Genomic DNA, 16,239 nt, shown 5'->3' with positions numbered 1-16,239 from the left:
CCTCTTGCCCATTTCCAAACTCCTTCATAATCCAAAATAACAGAGATTCTGGACCACTCAGAAGGGGGCAGATCAATTGGCTTCGAGCAGCGCCTGCGCTTCGTCGAATGTGGCCTGGGCTACCATCGCCTGATGCTCGCCGGGATAATAGTCACCCTTATGATGGACCAGCCCGACATAGGTGCGATTCTGGAGCAGGTGTGCGAGAGCGCCGGCCGAGAAGGCTTTGCCACCGACTGGCCTGCCGCTGCGTGCAAGCCATGCTTTGCTGTGGATCTGCTGCCCTTTAAGCTCCTCCTGAAGGGCTGCGATGGTGCCAAGCGCGATGTAGCGGGCGAAGATATGCCGCACCTGGTCAGCCTCCGCGTCGTTGACGACCAGCTTGCGCTCCACAACATCATAGCCGAGTGGCACATTACCACCCATCCACATGCCCTTCTTCTTCGACGCGGCGACCTTGTCGCGGATGCGCTCGCCGGTGACCTCCCGTTCGAATTGGGCAAAGGACAGCAGTACATTGAGCGTAAGCCGACCCATGGAACTGGTGGTGTTAAACGCCTGGGTAACCGAGACGAAGCTGGCGCCGGCGTGGTCAAGCACCTCGACAATCCGTGCAAAGTCGGAGAGGCTGCGCGTCAGGCGATCGACCTTATAGACGACAATGACATCGACGCGCCCCGCTTCTACTTCGCCAAGCAGCTGCTTCAACCCCGGCCGCTCCATGCTGCCGCCCGAGAAACCGCCATCGTCATAGCAGCCCGGCAGCAGTGTCCAGCCTTCGTGCCGCTGGCTCAATATATAGGCGGCGCACGCCTCGCGCTGCGCGTCGAGGCTGTTGAACTCCTGCTCGAGCCCGTCCTCAGTCGATTTGCGGGTGTAGATGGCGCAGCGGAATTGGGTGCGTACCACCGGCGCATGCCGGGACGTCCGCGCCCTAGCCACAGACCAGCTCCACCGGTGGAGCGGTCAGGTCCTTAGGCCGCTTGGTGAGCCCGAAGAAGCGCGGGCCAGACCATTTGGTGCCTGTGATGAGATAGGCAATCTGCGACAGGGAGGTATAGCGCTCGCCTTCATACACATAGCCATCATCCTGCACCATAACGTGATGGGTCCGGCCACCCCATTCCCGCACCAGTCGCGTGCCGGTCTTGGCCGTGCGCTCGAAGCTGATGTCGCCGCCGCGCGCGACCTGCCGGGCGAGACGATCCAGCTCGCGTTTCACCGGCTTTGCCATTCCGCCATAGACCGACGCCTGCAGCTTCCATGCGACGCCACGGCGGAGCAGGTCATGGCCAAGCGGAGGCGAAGGTTCCTTCCACACGCGTCGCCACTCCTGGCGGAGCTGGGCAGAGTTCATGGTGACCAGCGCCTCCATTTGGCTGGCAAGCAACGTCATGCATCAGGCCCATCAACAACGCGATAGCGACCGACGCCGTCGACCCGTTCATTATAGATGTCATGGCCGCGCTTGCGCAGCGCCGTGACTGCGGCCCGTATGGTGTGCGGTAGCCAACCTGTGGCTTCGATGATTTCGGGGGCAGTTGCGCCGTTCTGGCGTTGAATGAGCGTAAGCAGCTGTACCTGCTTTGTCGCCTTCTCTACCGGGGTAGCAGGTCCGGCGGGGTCTTTGGCCCTTGTCATGGTGGTCGTCCTGATTGTGGGCGCGCTTGATTGCTGGCCCACCGACCACAGCCCCGAAGTGGGGCGGCGCTACGAGTGCCAAGGACCCGTTCGCTGTGACGCTGTTCGCTCGGGTGGGCGCACAAGTCGAGCGGAACTTGCAGCCCTATATCGCTAGCGGGCTGAGGGGATGGAAATGGCGCTACGCTTTTGCAGATGTCCTGTTGTGATGGTTGCTGTGCGCCGCGCCGCATGCGCAGGTTTTAGGCTCCCGTATCTTCTGAAGGGCCTTTGCTTTTCGACGCGCATGACGGTTCCCGGCGGGAACCAGCTCCATGGCGCCTTGAGATTTGTCTAATTCCATTGTCACGTCTCTCCGCTGTTTTGCCGAGGATAACCAAAGGTCGATGCTTGCCCGAGACCTAAGCCAACCGCATCACGACAGATCAGTTCCAAGGCACCGACCTTCATACTGCCTGCTCCTCACCGCTGCACGACACAACATTCTGAAGATGCTAGGGTATGTCTGATCGGAGGGCAGCGTGATGCGCGATGGCGGAGAGTATTGTGATCTTGTGATGAAGGGCGGCATCGCTAGCGGCATCGTCTATCCCAATGCCGTACTTGCCTTGGCAAAGCGTTACCGCTTCAAGAGCATCGGCGGCACCTCGGCAGGCGCCATTGCTGCTGCTGCTGCGGCAGCAGCGGCGCTTGGCGAGCGCCGAAAAGAGCTCGATCCAAGCTTCGACAAAGCCAGTGCAGAAAACGCCGGCTTTGTTGGGCTGCAGCGTGTCGCCGAGCAGCTCACCCGCAAAGGGTTTATATACAGCCTCTTCCAACCCGCGTCAGGCGGCCGTGCAGCGTTTCGGCTACTGGTAAGCTTGACGTCGCGCTCAGGTCCTGCCGCCGTCTCAGTAGCAGCAGCGCGTGCGATCGTCACCGTCGCACCCCTTGAGTTCATCGTCACTCTGTCTGCATTGCTTGGCGTTGGCTGGGCATTTGCCGCCATGGACGGGATATGGGCCGCTCTGCTCCCGGCTTTAGCCTGTGCCCTTGCTGTGGCGATCGTGGCAGGCGTGCTGCGCGTTGCACGGGCCGTCCGACAAAATCGCCTCGGCTTGTGCTCAGGAATGCGCGGGGGTGATAGGCAAACAGGCCGACCCGCGCTCACCGAATGGTTGCATGACGTCCTGCAGCGGCTTGCCGGGGAACGAGAACGGCCGTTGCTATTCGCCGATCTTTGGACTGCACCTCGATATACCCGGGAGCCAGTGACCGAGAAGGTGCTTTTGCTTGCCGTCATAACGACAAGTGTCTCCCATCATGAACCGCGAAGCTTGCCCTTTGAAAGTTCTCGTTTTTGGTTCTTGCGAGAGGATTTTGACGCACTGTTCCCAAAGTCAGTAGTCGACTGGATGGCTGATCAGGATCCGTCGCTGCTGGAAGTTGAAGGCAGGACCTACTACCGCCTGCCCGAAGGAGGGCAGCTGCCGATTATCGTTGCCGCGCGAATGAGTCTTAGCTTTCCGATCCTGATCAGCGCAGTTCCTTTGTATGAAGCGAGCGGATGGGCGCGAATAGCGTCACCTCATGCAGCTGCTGCTGCGGTATCGGAGGCTGACCAGGAGAACCGGCTGCTGGAAAGCGCGGAAGCGCTTGCGACGGGAGGCGCGGAACCAAGTCGAGCGCCTCAATCTTTACGGATATGCTGGTTCTCCGATGGCGGGATCAGCAGCAACTTTCCGATACATCTGTTCGATGCGGCGCTTCCGCGTTGGCCGACCTTCGCCATTGATCTGACCTACCCCAAAAGCAACGCAGACGATGATATGCCCGAGATCTTCTTGCCTACGGAAAACAACCAGGGATGGCAGCGGCGTTACGAAGCGATCGCGGCCCCTGGAGCGTTCGCTGAAGTTACAGGCTTCCTGTTCGGGGTCATCGCAACAATGCAAAACTGGCGGGACCTTCTGCAGTCGCGGGCACCAGGACATAGGGATCGCATCGTGCATATCGCTCTCAAGGAAGACGAGGGCGGCATGAACCTGGACATGGATCAGAAGGTTCTCAGTCGCATTGCTGCAAAGGGTGGCGCGGCTGGCGACACGCTGGTCAGGGAATTCGACTTCAACAATCACTGGTGGGTGCGCTGGCGCAATGTCGCCTCAGGTACTGAGCGGTTCACGATCGAACTGGCCAAGGGAGCCGGGCCCGCGATCAGCACGTCCTATGTGGCGGCGCGGGCATCGGCGATCAGTGGTGAGCCGCCAGCGCCCTCATACCCTTTTACCAGTGAGCAGCAGCGCGATGCGCAGCGGCGGCTGGCGGTAATGATCGAGCAGGGCGAACTCTGGGCTGACACCGAACCTCGTCTGACGTACCGGGCGCCACGACCTCTGCCACAGCTGCGGATCACGCCTACATTTTAAGGCGGCTTACATTTGTCTCCGCTCGCGACTGACGGCCGTCCATCTTGCGCTTGCGAGCATTGCCGGTACAGATCGCCAGTTATGCTGATGCCGGTTTTGCTCATGTCTGCTCCGCTCTGCCATGCGACCGATGGTGACAGCATCCGTTGCGGCAAAGAGCGGATCAGACTTCTCGGCATCGATGCACCGGAGACGGCTGGGCATTGCCGCAGGGGCAGAGTCTGCGCACCGGGAAACGCCGATGCGAGCACGCAAAGCTTGAAGCATGCAATAGCAGGGAGAGATATCAAGGTTCAGCGCCTCACTAAGGACCGCTATGGCCGCACTTTGGCCGTGGTCTATGCAGGCTCGCGCAATCTGTCTTGCTCTCAGCTGCGAAGCGGCAACGCGATCTACAAACCCAAGTGGGATAATGGCGGACGGATTGCGGCGGCGTGCCCGGAAGCTACGCAACGCTGATGCCGAGGTTCAAGCATTATGAGCTGACCGGCGTGCTGCTCGTAGAGGGGCGTCAGTTTGTGCTGTCGATGCCGGGCGGTGGAACATGGCGGCTTGAGGTGACGCGCTCGCCCGCAAAACTTCTGGGACAGCGGGTGACGGTTATGGGCACCCGCGACGGCTTTGATCTCATCGCGGTGACGAGCATTGCCGCAGCTTGAAGAATGGGAGATTTGGGCGGTCGCCTCCAAAGTGTTGGAGATGCACGGCGAGCAAGTGGGTGAATATCTGCTCGAACGCGTTCAGGCCATGATGGATAGCGCAGATGAGGACGGGCTGACGCACTGGATGGCAATCGCAGCGTGTGTGAAGCGGCTACAGGAGCCTGGCGATCACAGCCGCATGCACTGATCATAGCAGCCGTTCGACTCTGATCCCGGTTCAGCATATTATTCAGCGATCCGGGGGGAATTACATTGAAGATCATTTTGCCAAGCCTGCTGCTCGTCATAGCGTCTCCAGCTATTGCCCATCCGGGTGGGCTGAACGCGCAAGGCTGCCACAACAACAGGAAAACTGGTGACTATCACTGCCACCGTGCGCCCGTGGCATCAAGAGACGCGCCCGTGCAAAGGGCGATGGGCGGTGGAGGCGGGGCATCTGCGAACTGCTCTGCTGCGCGAACAGCTGGCGCTGCTCCTGTCCGTTCTGGTGATCCTGGATATGGACGGCATCTGGATCGCGATGGCGACGGGATCGGTTGCGAATAGTCTCACACAGTCAGTAGATCATCAACCGGTTTCTACGCATCCTGCCACCGCAATTGCCTCGGTTAAAGGCATACTCCGTTAAGCAACCTAAGGGCCTTACGGTTGATGTTGAACTACATTCTGCGATTGGTGGTCACCAATGGTTCATTCTGATCGCGGCACGCTTGTGCGCTTAGATCGAGGCGCTGGGCTATGTGGCTGTAAGAGCAGTGCAAGCGACGCATACCTTAAAAGCTGATGGAAATGGGGGAGAGGGCGCACAGCCGCTCGATCCCCCACTACAGCCTCGCCGTGCCGGTCTTACCGGCGGCACCTCTCGTTTATAATTATGAGGCGCGGCAGTAGCGTCGGTGTGGTTACTCCAAAGCTATGCCAAAAAAAAGGCCAGTCCGAAGACCAGCCTGAAAGTTTTAGGAGAGGATGCCTGAAAGGCGAGTTCCTTCTCTATTAACTAATGTTTTTGTGCAAGTGCGAAGAACACTTCTCCAGTTGCAAAATTTGCAAGCGCCATCCAGCATTTGCGAGGGATCCGGGTCACAACCGCGTGCGCGCCGACCGAGCAGTTTCTCCACTTAGCGTCTCTCATTGGCCAGGAAGAATCGAGGCGGTCCCCAACATAGATTAGGACACTGAAGAAGCACTGGCTCAGGTTGGCGTTCGAACTTGTGGAAGTAAATCAACACAGGGCGCACAATAAGAAAAAGAACGTCGTGCAGGAGATGGAGATGCCCTACTCACCGCGTGCCATACTGTCGAGATATCTAAAAAAGATCGGAAGCCGGCGACCTATTTTCGCTGCTGCGCAACATGAATTTTTGCAGCTGCGAACCGTGGCCTCTTCCTACGCCAAATCAAAAGACATTCTTCTTGATGGCGACGTTTCGGATGTGAGCTTTATAGTCGCTTCGGGCATGGTAAGCAGAAGCAAGACCAGTCGGGAGGGCAAGCGGCAGATCCTGGCACTGCATGTACCAGGAGACATGATCTACCTTCAGTCTGCCATGCCATTTCCGCTGGATCACGACATACGAGCGCATCCCAACACGCGTCTTCTGGCAGTCTATGGATCAGACCTTGCCGCCCTTGCGGCAACGCACCAGGACTTTGGCCAAGCGCTTTGGCTTGATGCAGCCATCGAAATCGCGATCCTGCGGGAGTGGGCTGTCAGCCTTGGGAGGCGAGATGCGACCCAGCGCCTTTCCCACTTGATACTTGAACTCGCTGAAAGGTACCGCGCTGTCGAGTTGCTTACCAATGAGGGTTTTCCCATGCCGCTCAATCAACAGGACTTGTCCGAGGCACTTGGGATGACGATCATCCATCTTAATCGCGTGGCGCAGGCACTGCGGCGACAAGGATTGATCGAGTGGCGCGGCCACAGGGTGAAAATCATCAACTGGAAATCCCTGCGCGCAGGTGCTGACTTTGATTCAGGGTATCTTCGGCTGCCGCGCCCAGAGACCGATAATGGCGAAGCAAGGCGCGATTCGTCTCCGTCGATACCCTTTGCACCGGCTACTGGGCTTCCGGCCTGATGGTACCCAAGAGACCAAGATAGACTGCATCCTGTATCATACTGGATCCTGCGGCTGGCTGGGCCAGCGCTACGTGCGTCGTATCTCCGCCGGACAGAAGACGCCTCCCAGGGGCCTCGCTACTGAGCACTTAGCTGGGCCGGGCCCACGCCCAGGGCAGCTAGCGCTGCCCGCATTATGTTCTGGCGAACCGTTGAATAGCTTGGAACATCCTTCCATTGCGCGCCAGCCAGCCGTGAAAAGGCGTCGCTCCAGATCTTCTCGGCGATCTGTTCCACTTCCAGTTGCGTGGGAACGCGCGCTTCGGACATGCAATCGCGAATCGCGCGGTGGAATATGTTGCCTGCAGTCGGCTTGTTCATAGTGGCTCCTCTCCTTGGTCGCGTTTCTACGCTTGCCTTGGTCGTTGTCTCATCAACTATGAGAGACCATTCGCTGCAGGTAACACATAGGTTAAAACGCTGATCAGCCGCCGCAGCTTTGGAACGACGAATGCGGTTGTCGATCCAGTCCGAAGGACGAGCTCCTTGCCGGCCTGATCTCTCGTCGACGCTTCACATAGAATACCATGCCCTTTCATGGTCAGACACAACGAGCGAAGGAGCCGCTGACACGATCTACTGCCTTCTGCGTTATCATCTCGATGGCCGAGCCTACATGGATGAAAAAAGCTGAGCGAGCCGCCCGCTCTCTGAACGCCACGACGAAACGGCAAGCAGGAGCCGCGCACTCGGTGTACGTTGTCCTGCTGCACAATCCGTCAAGGCGTGAGCCCTGGGGCATATATGTCGGGCAGACATCCCGCGATCCCGATTGGCGCTTCGATCAACATAAAGCCGGCTATAAAGCCAGCCGGGCCGTAACCCGCTTCGGCCTCCGGCTGCTTCCGGAACTCGTCGACCATCTGAACCCAATGCGGCAGTGGGAGTCGCTCGACCTTGAAGCAGCATTGGCGGACGCGTTTCGCGCTGCAGGCATTTCGTGGGTCGAAGGTGGCCACTGATGTCGCTGCAAAGCTATCAAAGGATCATGATCTCTCATCGAAAGTCCCGGGGTTTGATCTTGATGCCTTCCGTGGGCTGCCCCGGTATGATGCCAGACCCCAGTCGCAGGTCCGGGATGAAGATGTCGCGCGGCTCGCGCCCGAGCGGTGAAGCGCCCCGCATGTCCGGGCTGCCGCCATGCCGCGCTTCGTCGCCCCGCCCGGTGCGATAGACGCTCGAGACATCATCGCGTGCGCCGACGCTTGCCAAAAGGCCTGAGAGGTCCTCCAGCCGCTGCGCAACGACATGGATGACCTCGCCTTCGCGTTGCACCTGGCCACGTACACCCATCATCGAAGCGCCAAGCACGACGCGGCGGTGGTTCTCGAACAGATCGGGCCAGATGACGAGATTGGCGACATCGCTTTCGTCTTCCAGGGTAATGAACATGACGCCCTTTGCCGAGCCAGGCTTCTGCCGGACGAGCACCAGGCCCGCCAAAGTGACCCAGCGTCCGTCTTTCATCGCGCGCAGGTCCGCGCAGGCAATCATCTTGCGCGTCCGCAGCTCGTCACGCAGGAAGGCAAGCGGATGCGCGCGCAGCGAGAGGCTGACCGAGCGATAGTCTTCCACCACTTCCTGGCCCTGCCCCATCGCCGCAAGCGCGACGTCCGGCTCGATGGCTTCGGCCCGCACCTGGTTCTCGCGGGCGTCCGCCGCGGCAAAGAGCGGCAGCGGGCTGTCCCGCAAACCCTTGACGTCCCACAGGCTCCCGCGGCGACTGAGCGCAAGCGAGCCAAAGCCATCCGCCTCGCCGATGCGGTCGAGTGCGCCGCGTCCGACGCCGGCACGCCGCTGAACGTCCTCGATGCTGGTGTAAGGCGCGGCACCCCTCGCGCTCACAATTGCGGCGGCATCCCTGTTGCAAAGGTCGCGCACCATCCGCAGCCCCAGGCGCACAGCGAAGTAGCGGCCCTGGGTCTGCTCGAGCGTGCAATCCCAGCGGCTGTGGTTGACGTCAATGGCACGCACTTCGACGCCATGCTGCCGCGCGTCACGTACGATCTGGGCCGGTGCATAGAAGCCCATGGGCTGGGCGTTCAGCAAGGCTGCGCAAAAGGCGTCGGGATGATGGCACTTCATCCAGCTGCTGGCATAGGCAATGAGCGCGAAGCTCGCGGCATGGCTCTCCGGGAAGCCATAGGAGCCAAAGCCCTCGATCTGCTTGAACGTGCGTTCGGCAAAATCCTGCTCATATCCGCGCGCCACCATGCCATCGATCAGCTTGTCCCGAAAATGGCTGACGCCGCCGGTGAGCTTGAACGTTGCCATCGCCCGGCGCAGGAGATCGGCCTCGCTTGCCGTAAAGCCGGCGCATTCGATGGCGACCCGCATCGCCTGCTCCTGGAACAGCGGCACGCCCAGTGTCTTCTCCAGTACCCGCCGCAACTCTTCCGTCGGGTACGTCACTTCCTCTTCGCCATTGCGGCGACGGCGATAGGGATGGACCATCTCGCCCTGTATGGGGCCGGGCCGCACGATCGCCACCTGGATGACCAGGTCATAGAAGGTGCGCGGAGCCATCAGGGGTATGGACGCCATCTGCGCCCGGCTCTCGATCTGGAAGACGCCCAGCGTGTCGGCCTTGCGGATCATGGCATAAGTGGCCGGATCCTCGGCCGGTATGGTGGCAAGGTCATGGACGATCCCCTTATGCTCTTCGATGAAAGCAAAAGCGCGACGCATGCAGCTGAGCATACCGAGCGCCAGCACGTCGACCTTCATGAAGCCCAAAGCATCGATGTCGTCCTTGTCCCATTCGATCACTTGCCGGTCTTCCATGGCGGCAGGCTCGATCGGCACCAGTTCGTCGAGGCGGTCATTCGTTAGTACAAAACCGCCGGGATGCTGCGAGAGATGGCGCGGCGTATTGAGAAGCTGCCGCGCAAGGTCCAGCGTCAGCGCCAGGCGGCGATCGGTGAGGTCGAGGTTGAGTTCACTTGCATGGCGATCTTCTACGCCCTCGCGGCTCCAGCCCCAGACTTGGCTGGCAAGCCCGGCGGTCACATCTTCAGAGAGGCCGAGTGCCTTGCCTACTTCGCGCACAGCGCCGCGCGAGCGAAAACGCGAGACCACCGCCGTCAGCGCGGCATGGTTTCGGCCATAGGTCTTGTAGATCCATTGTATCAATTCCTCACGCCGCTCATGCTCGAAGTCGACGTCGATGTCGGGCGGTTCGCGCCGTTCGGCCGAGACGAAGCGCTCGAACAACAGCTCGGAGCGCACCGGATCGATCGAGGTGACGCCGAGCACATAGCAGACGACGCTGTTCGCCGCCGAGCCGCGGCCTTGGCACAATATGCCCTGGCTTCGGGCAAAAGCGACGATCGAATGGACCGTCAGGAAATAGGGCGCATAGTCGAGCGCGCCGATCAGCTTGAGCTCGTGGATCAACTGATCGCGGACCTTGCCCTCTATGCCTTCAGGGTAGCGGTCTGGCGCCTTCTCCCAGACTAGCCGTTCGAGTTCCTGCTGCGGCGTCTTGCCTGATGCCGCTGTTTCGTCGGGATATTGATATTGCAGATCGCCAAGCGAAAAGCGGCAGCGGTCGCCAAGCTCCACGCTACGCGCAACCGGCGCTGTGTCGCCCAGATATCGCTGGAAGAGCCGCTCCATTTCGCGCGCGCTTTTCAAGTGCCGGTCGGCATAGGCCTCGCGCCGTTCGCCCAAGTCATCGATCGTGCATTTCTCACGAATGCAGGTGACGACGTCCTGCAACATTCGGCGATCGGGACTGTGGTACAGGACGTCCCCGGTTGCGATTGTCGGCACTCTTGCCAAGCGCGCAATCGTCGCCAGATCGCGCAGCCGGATCGCGTCGCGCGGGCGGCGGCGCAGGGTAAGCGCCAGATAGGCGCGATCGCCGAAGATCCCGCGCGTGCGATCAAGCGCGGCCTCTGCAAGCGCATCGGCGCGGTCGGGCACTAGCATGGCAATGATGCCCTGCTGCCATTGCTCGATATCATCCCAGCTAAGCTGGCAGGCGCCTTTGCCGGCACGCGCTTTGCCCGCGCTGAGCAAGCGGCACAGGCGCCCATAAGCGGCGCGGTCGGTAGGGTAGAGCAGCAGCGCTGTACCATCGTCCAGATCTATGCGGGTGCCGGCAATCGAACGCACACCTGTGACCTTTTCCGCTTCCCAGGCGCGCACAATCCCCGCAAGCGAATGGCGGTCGGCGATCCCCAGTGCCTGGTGCCCCAGCAACGCGGCCGCCGAGAACAGCTCCTCAGGCGAGGACGCACCGCGCAGGAAGCTGAAATGGCTCGTCACCTGCAGCTCGACATAACCAGGCGTGTTGGCGCTCATGCGAACGCGCCATGCAAATACCAGTGCATCGGCCCGGTCGAGGCATTCTCGCCATCGCCCAGCCGGAACAGCCAATAGCGCCCGCCACTTGTCGTCTCGACCTGGAAATAGTCCCGTACACTCAAAGGTGTCTCGGTCTCAGCCCCTCGCTCGCGCCACCATTCGCCATGCAGCCGCTCGGGCCCATCGGCCTGCGCCACGCGATGGCGCTTGCCGCGCCAGACAAATTGGGCGGGCGGGCTGTCGGGCAGCATCGCAATCACGTCGATACGCTCAGGGGGGTGCAACATTCGGCTCGGGCGCGGCAGATCCTGGTCCCATTGCTTGTCTGCAGGCTTGGCCAGCGGCGGCGTCAAGGCAACGGTCCGCTCGGGCATGACGCTCGGGCTCGGTGTCGTTCTGTAGAGGCGGCGCTGGCCAAAGCGATTGGCGAGTGCGTCGATGAGCGCTGCGACGTCGGGGCCGCTCTTGTCTGGTTGTTCGAGGCACGCGGTCTGCCGCGCGGCCATGGCCTCGACGAGCGGCGCGACGAGCGTCATGGCTTCGATGCCCAAGCCGGGATCGACGGTCTCGACTTTCGCTGTGAGAAGTTTGGCAAGATGCGCTGCCTCGCGCGAGGGTGCCGCGGTGCCGACCCTGATTGCCTGGCAGTGCCCATCGACACGATGAAAATAGCAGTCCAGCCGCCGAGCGCCAGCGCCTGAACGTAGGAGCTGTCCGACTACATCGTTGGTAAGATCACGGATCACCAGCTCCATGGCGCCCGCTGTTACGATCGGTTCGAGCAAATCACGCTTTGCGTGTGGCACTTCGTCAGGAAAGACCGGCACAAGGGCCTCGCGAACATGGCCCAGCGCCTGATCGAGCCGTTGATAGAGCATGCGCCCGAAGCGCTTTGCCATCGGCCCGCGCGGCGCAGCCATCAACTGCTCGACACGCTCAAAGCCAAGCTTGCGCAATGCTTCGACGGTTTGTGGCGGAAGGCGCAGGCACGACACCGGCAGCAGCGCAATCGCCTTGCGGTGCTCACCCGGCGGGATCGTGACTGGCCGCCCTGCCGGCACCTGCCGGGCGACGGCGTGCGCCGCGCCCGCCGTGTCGGCAACGGCGATCTGGACGTGGAGGCCTGAGGCCATGAGGCGCCGGTGCAGATCCTTCAGCAGGGCACGCTCGCTCCCGAACAAGGCTGAGCAGCCTGTAATGTCGAGCCACAGCCCATCGGGCGGATCGGGCGCCACCACGGGACTGTAGCGCCGACCCGCCCAAAGCGCGAGGCGATGCAGGGCAGCGAGATCATTCTCCAGGTCCGCTGGCGCCACTTGCAGGTCGGGTGCGAAGGCGCGGGCCCGGGTGATCGTCATGCCGGCATGGATGCCGATCGCGCGCGCTTGGCGATCGAGGGCGGCAACGACGCGGCGGCCATGCGCGGCAACAGCGGTCACCAGCGGAGCAGGGGCGCCGTGCCCGTCAGGCAGAGAGGCGCTCTTCCGCCGCAGCCGGTCGGTCGACCAGTGCGGCAGGAAGAGCGAGACGACCCGTCGCATCGCACGCCTCCACTATCCAGGACTTGGGTTCGCCGCCGCACACACGCTCGAGCGCAACGTGCCAGCGGGCTCGCGCCAGCGCAGCTATGCCGAGTTGCTCGCTCGGGGCAGCGGTGATCCGCCATCGCGTTACTGCGGCCGTGCCTTGGCTCTGATGTCCACACGCTGCGCCGCGGCGGAAGACCAGGGCCGTAACGCCCGACGTCTCGGCTGCCAGCTGCAACCGTTTGGATGCAGTCGTCGAAAGCCTGGCGACCTCGCCAATGACAGCAGCAACGCCCGAAACGCGCAGGCACTCCTCCATTGCGGTAAGCGACGCTATATCGCTGCCGGTCTCGACGATCGTCAGCCGATCCGGGTGCAGTCCGGCATGACTGAGCGCTGGGGTAAAGAGGTCCCGCCAGCGCAGGCACCAGAATATGGGCCCCGGCAGCCTTGCGGCTATGCCAGCCAGAAAGATCGTGGCGCTGGCGTCGTCGGCAAGATCGGGGCTGCCGCTGATCTCGTGCAGCGCGCCGGTTGCAAGACCGCCGCTTGGCAAATGCTGGTCGATTGCCGCAAGCCCGAAGGGAAGGACGCCATGCCGCGCCGCTGCGCCTTCGATGCGCGCAAGCCTGGCGCGAAGGTCGGCAATGACGGAAGACGCTGGCATGGACTTGGAGCAGACTCGGGCAACGGGTTGATTCGTTCGCTATTTGTTCTAACACTCTGCTCCGCGTCAATCCGGTCCCACTGGCGGTCGGGCAAGCGCAGCCGTAATGATCGGCCTTTGTCGCCGATTCTTGAACGGCAGATTTTTTTCAAAGCTGGAGATGCGTGTGTCCCTGTCCCTCTATGACGTCAGCGTACCGGTGTTCATCCGGGGTCTGCGCAATCTCTCGGCAATATTGGAGAAGGGCAGGGCCTGGGCCAATGACAAGGAGATGCCCCACACCAGCCTGTTGGACGCACGCCTGTTCGAAGACATGGTGCCGCTTATCGCGCAGATCCAGCGGGCAAGCGATACCGCCAAATTTGCTGTTGTGCGGGTAGGGCAGGTCGAGAATGTCGCAATGGCCGACGACGAGCAGAGCTTCGATGACCTTCAGAACCGTATCACGCGTACGATCACATTCCTTGAGACTGTTGCGGCGACATCCATGGATGGCCGTGACGAGGCCGAGGTCGTGCTTCCGACCCCGCATGGCGCAATATCATTTACCGGCCGCAGCTATGTGCTGGCTTTTGCGCTTCCCAACTTCTTTTTCCATGTGACGACGGCCTACGCTATTTTGCGCCACAAGGGCGTGCCGTTGGGCAAGCTTGACTATATCGGCGCCGCGTGAACCGATGAGCGACCAGTTCAATCTTCAGCGCTTCATCGACGCGCAGCAAGGCAGCTACGAGGCAGCCCTCGCGGAGATCCGCAACGCGCAAAAGCGCAGCCACTGGATGTGGTTCATCTTTCCGCAGATATCCGGGCTTGGCCGAAGCGACATGGCGCGGTGCTATGCGATCACCTCGCTTGATGAGGCACGCACCTATCTCGATCATCCGGTGCTGGGGCAGAGACTGCGCAGCTGCGTTGCAGCCCTCCAGGATCTGGAGCCAACCACGGCCGAGGCGGTGTTCGGGCCTGTCGATGCCGTCAAGCTGCGTTCGTCTTTGACCTTGTTCGCGCAGGCCGGCCAGGAGCCCTTGTTTACAGCGGCGCTCGATCGGTGGTTCAGAGGCGAGCAGGACAAAGCGACGCTGGAGTTGCTGGAGCAGGCGCGGTCCTCATGAGCAGCGGCGATGCCCAGCACGTCTCGCATTGCGCATGGGCCGGAACCGATTCCCTCAATTGCGACTATCACGATCTGGAGTGGGGCGTACCCACGCTCGGTGATCTGAGACACCGCATCACGCTTGAACTCATCGCTGAAATTGGGCTTCCCCATCATCGCCTCCTATCCTCAAATTTAGGATCGAAGGCGTCCAGAAAACTAGGGGCTATTCAAGCTGATTGCCGGATGTTCCGAACAGGCGTCTGACCTTTAGTGGTGGAAGCGGCACGCTGCGGTGATCGGCCTCAAAGAAATTCACGACCTTAGCAAAGGAGCCGATGATCCGGTTTCAGATCATCGGCTAGTTGAAGGGCCAAAGCCCTCGGGTCGCCTTCTGTTCGTACGTATCCTTCTGGATTCCCGCATCACCCAAACGGGTGACAGCCATAGAAAACTAGATTATTTACCCCACTGCAGCGGGGGCAGCATCATTCATGGATGAAGACCGGTTACTGGATGGCATATACGAGGCCGGTGTCTTTCAAGAACGATGGCCCGAAGTGTTGCATGACATTGCGAAGCACGTCGATGCGCGAGGTGGTAATCTCATTCGGAGCAACGCCTCTGGCGTGACTTTGACTTCCTCGCCGGCGGTCGCGGACCTGACGCAGGAGTTCATTTCAGCTGGGTGGAATGAGAAGAACAGCCGAGTAAGTCGGCTTTTAAGTCTTTCGCCGCATCCTGGTTTCCTTACCGATGCGGATGTCCATACAGCGGCGGAATTGTCATCTTTGCCGATTTACACGGAGTTCCTGACGCCGAGGAAGGCCGACGCTGGAGCGGCGACTTTGATCCAGGGTGCGAGTCATGATGCAGTTGTTCTGGCCATCGAATGTTTTCCCGATCATGCGTCGGCAGCTGGCGCGGTTGCAAAGCTGAATTACTTGCGCCCCCATATCGCACGCGCTTTAGTGCTGGGGAACAACGTCCAGAAGTTGCAGAACGCAAAGGTCATTCAATCCTTTGAGGCGATGCAGCTGTCCGTGGCGTTACTCAGCAGGACCGGGAAAATCCTCGCCGCGACCACCTTGTTTTCCACTTTTCTCGGAGAGCTAATGCGCGATGGTCGATCTCGACTCATGATCATCGACGCCGAGGGAGATCGTCACTTCGAAACGGCGCTTCGAAAACTGGAGCATTCCAACACAGGCGCTTCTTTAGCGATCCGGGACAAAAACCGTGTTGGTCAAGCCGCGCTGCACCTGGTTCCAGCGAGACGGGACGCCCGTGACATCTTTTCCGACGTCTTCAGTTTCGCCGTTCTTTCCCATCCAGACAACGCGTCAGTACCTGGAGCAGATTTGATTTCAGCCCTATTTGACCTGACTCCCGCCGAAGCACGGGTGGCACGCGCGATCGCCGCGGGACAATCGCTGAAAGCCCTGTCCTCAGAACTCAGGACTTCCGAGGAGACACTGCGAACCCAGCTTAAAAAGGTATTCATGAAAACCTGCACACGCCGACAAGGTGACTTGTCTTTGCTCTTGTCCAAGCTGGCAATTTAGCATGCGTCAGAACGGCAGAAGGCGGCGGGCAGATACCTGACCACTGGGGTTGGGTTGTGGCCGATAGGCGACAGTCCGGTTTGGAGCAGCGATGGCAAAGAAGCTGCCGATCGCATGGTATCTCACGCCGCTTCTGCGCAACTTTAGAAGGTCGCCTCACGCAGAACTGAACCGCGCCGGGTCTGCCGGAGGCGTTTGGTTGTGAGTCACGCTGCCATATCGATGTTGTCCGCGGCAGCATAAT

Annotated in this window: 17 protein-coding genes; 10 read left to right on the top strand and 7 right to left on the bottom strand. The window is 60.7% G+C overall.

Annotation, left to right across the window (positions count from 1 at the left end; all coding sequences use genetic code 11):
- Positions 1 to 72: 72 nt before the first annotated feature.
- Genes QHC67_RS17570 through QHC67_RS17560 form a run of 3 tightly spaced genes read right to left on the bottom strand, consistent with a single transcriptional unit; the run spans position 73 to position 1,641 of the window.
- Positions 73 to 909 carry a recombinase family protein gene (locus tag QHC67_RS17570; RefSeq protein WP_319296268.1) on the bottom strand — a complete coding sequence of 279 codons (837 nt, stop codon included), beginning with the start codon at positions 907 to 909 and terminating at the stop codon, positions 73 to 75.
- Between the two features lie 25 nt (positions 910 to 934).
- Positions 935 to 1,396 (bottom strand): DUF2924 domain-containing protein, encoded by a 462-nt coding sequence (locus tag QHC67_RS17565; protein ID WP_319296266.1) that lies wholly within the window; start codon positions 1,394 to 1,396, stop codon positions 935 to 937.
- Complete coding sequence (locus QHC67_RS17560) at positions 1,393 to 1,641, bottom strand: DUF3489 domain-containing protein (protein WP_319296264.1); 249 nt, start codon at positions 1,639 to 1,641, stop codon at positions 1,393 to 1,395. The genes QHC67_RS17565 and QHC67_RS17560 overlap by 4 nt, the downstream gene beginning before the upstream one ends.
- Before the next feature lie 524 nt (positions 1,642 to 2,165).
- Between QHC67_RS17560 and QHC67_RS17555 the strand changes: the two genes are divergently transcribed.
- The 6 genes from QHC67_RS17555 to QHC67_RS17530 all read left to right on the top strand — a co-directional run bounded on the left by QHC67_RS17555 (position 2,166) and on the right by QHC67_RS17530 (position 6,792).
- Positions 2,166 to 4,049 (top strand): patatin-like phospholipase family protein, encoded by a 1,884-nt coding sequence (locus QHC67_RS17555; RefSeq protein ID WP_319296271.1) that lies wholly within the window; start codon positions 2,166 to 2,168, stop codon positions 4,047 to 4,049.
- A gap of 81 nt (positions 4,050 to 4,130) precedes the next feature.
- Positions 4,131 to 4,508: a thermonuclease family protein gene (locus QHC67_RS17550; protein WP_319296262.1), complete on the top strand. Its 378-nt coding sequence runs from the start codon at positions 4,131 to 4,133 to the stop codon at positions 4,506 to 4,508.
- Positions 4,484 to 4,708 carry a DUF5818 domain-containing protein gene (locus QHC67_RS17545; RefSeq protein WP_319296260.1) on the top strand — a complete coding sequence of 75 codons (225 nt, stop codon included), beginning with the start codon at positions 4,484 to 4,486 and terminating at the stop codon, positions 4,706 to 4,708. The genes QHC67_RS17550 and QHC67_RS17545 overlap by 25 nt, the downstream gene beginning before the upstream one ends.
- Complete coding sequence (locus QHC67_RS17540) at positions 4,695 to 4,898, top strand: DUF6961 family protein (RefSeq protein WP_319296258.1); 204 nt, start codon at positions 4,695 to 4,697, stop codon at positions 4,896 to 4,898. The genes QHC67_RS17545 and QHC67_RS17540 overlap by 14 nt, the downstream gene beginning before the upstream one ends.
- Before the next feature lie 65 nt (positions 4,899 to 4,963).
- Positions 4,964 to 5,257, top strand: coding sequence for an excalibur calcium-binding domain-containing protein (locus QHC67_RS19260; RefSeq protein WP_413818568.1), 294 nt, complete (start codon positions 4,964 to 4,966; stop codon positions 5,255 to 5,257).
- A 650-nt stretch (positions 5,258 to 5,907) separates the two neighbouring features.
- Positions 5,908 to 6,792 carry a Crp/Fnr family transcriptional regulator gene (locus QHC67_RS17530; protein WP_319296256.1) on the top strand — a complete coding sequence of 295 codons (885 nt, stop codon included), beginning with the start codon at positions 5,908 to 5,910 and terminating at the stop codon, positions 6,790 to 6,792.
- Between the two features lie 119 nt (positions 6,793 to 6,911).
- On the opposite strand, the gene QHC67_RS17525 is transcribed toward QHC67_RS17530, so the two are convergent.
- On the bottom strand, positions 6,912 to 7,154 hold the full coding sequence (locus QHC67_RS17525) for a hypothetical protein (protein ID WP_319296254.1): 243 nt from the start codon (positions 7,152 to 7,154) through the stop codon (positions 6,912 to 6,914).
- Between the two features lie 371 nt (positions 7,155 to 7,525).
- On the opposite strand from QHC67_RS17525, the gene QHC67_RS17520 reads away from it, so the two are divergent.
- Positions 7,526 to 7,795, top strand: coding sequence for a hypothetical protein (locus QHC67_RS17520; protein WP_319296253.1), 270 nt, complete (start codon positions 7,526 to 7,528; stop codon positions 7,793 to 7,795).
- A 34-nt stretch (positions 7,796 to 7,829) separates the two neighbouring features.
- On the opposite strand, the gene QHC67_RS17515 is transcribed toward QHC67_RS17520, so the two are convergent.
- Genes QHC67_RS17515 through QHC67_RS17505 form a run of 3 tightly spaced genes read right to left on the bottom strand, consistent with a single transcriptional unit; the run spans position 7,830 to position 13,337 of the window.
- Positions 7,830 to 11,141 (bottom strand): error-prone DNA polymerase, encoded by a 3,312-nt coding sequence (locus QHC67_RS17515; protein WP_319296251.1) that lies wholly within the window; start codon positions 11,139 to 11,141, stop codon positions 7,830 to 7,832.
- A complete protein-coding gene (locus tag QHC67_RS17510) occupies positions 11,138 to 12,685 on the bottom strand; it encodes a DUF6504 family protein (RefSeq protein WP_319296250.1) in 1,548 nt (515 codons plus the stop codon). Before QHC67_RS17510 ends, QHC67_RS17515 begins: the two co-directional genes overlap by 4 nt.
- Positions 12,609 to 13,337: a damage-inducible mutagenesis protein gene (locus tag QHC67_RS17505; RefSeq protein ID WP_319296248.1), complete on the bottom strand. Its 729-nt coding sequence runs from the start codon at positions 13,335 to 13,337 to the stop codon at positions 12,609 to 12,611. The genes QHC67_RS17510 and QHC67_RS17505 overlap by 77 nt, the downstream gene beginning before the upstream one ends.
- A gap of 166 nt (positions 13,338 to 13,503) precedes the next feature.
- On the opposite strand from QHC67_RS17505, the gene QHC67_RS17500 reads away from it, so the two are divergent.
- From QHC67_RS17500 to QHC67_RS17490, 3 genes are all read left to right on the top strand, one after another.
- The gene (locus QHC67_RS17500; RefSeq protein WP_319296247.1) at positions 13,504 to 14,010 is read left to right on the top strand and encodes a DUF1993 domain-containing protein; all 507 of its coding nucleotides are present in this window, start codon (positions 13,504 to 13,506) and stop codon (positions 14,008 to 14,010) included.
- Between the two features lie 4 nt (positions 14,011 to 14,014).
- Positions 14,015 to 14,449, top strand: a complete 435-nt coding sequence (locus tag QHC67_RS17495; RefSeq protein ID WP_319296245.1) for a DUF1810 domain-containing protein — start codon at positions 14,015 to 14,017, stop codon at positions 14,447 to 14,449.
- A 475-nt stretch (positions 14,450 to 14,924) separates the two neighbouring features.
- Positions 14,925 to 15,995 (top strand): hypothetical protein, encoded by a 1,071-nt coding sequence (locus tag QHC67_RS17490; RefSeq protein ID WP_319296243.1) that lies wholly within the window; start codon positions 14,925 to 14,927, stop codon positions 15,993 to 15,995.
- Positions 15,996 to 16,239 lie beyond the last annotated feature (244 nt).

The organism is Sphingobium sp. (assembly GCF_033795625.1).
Taxonomy (GTDB): domain Bacteria; phylum Pseudomonadota; class Alphaproteobacteria; order Sphingomonadales; family Sphingomonadaceae; genus Sphingobium.
The sequence above is the reverse complement of the archived record's forward strand: the minus strand, read 5'-3'. Positions and strand labels throughout refer to the sequence as shown.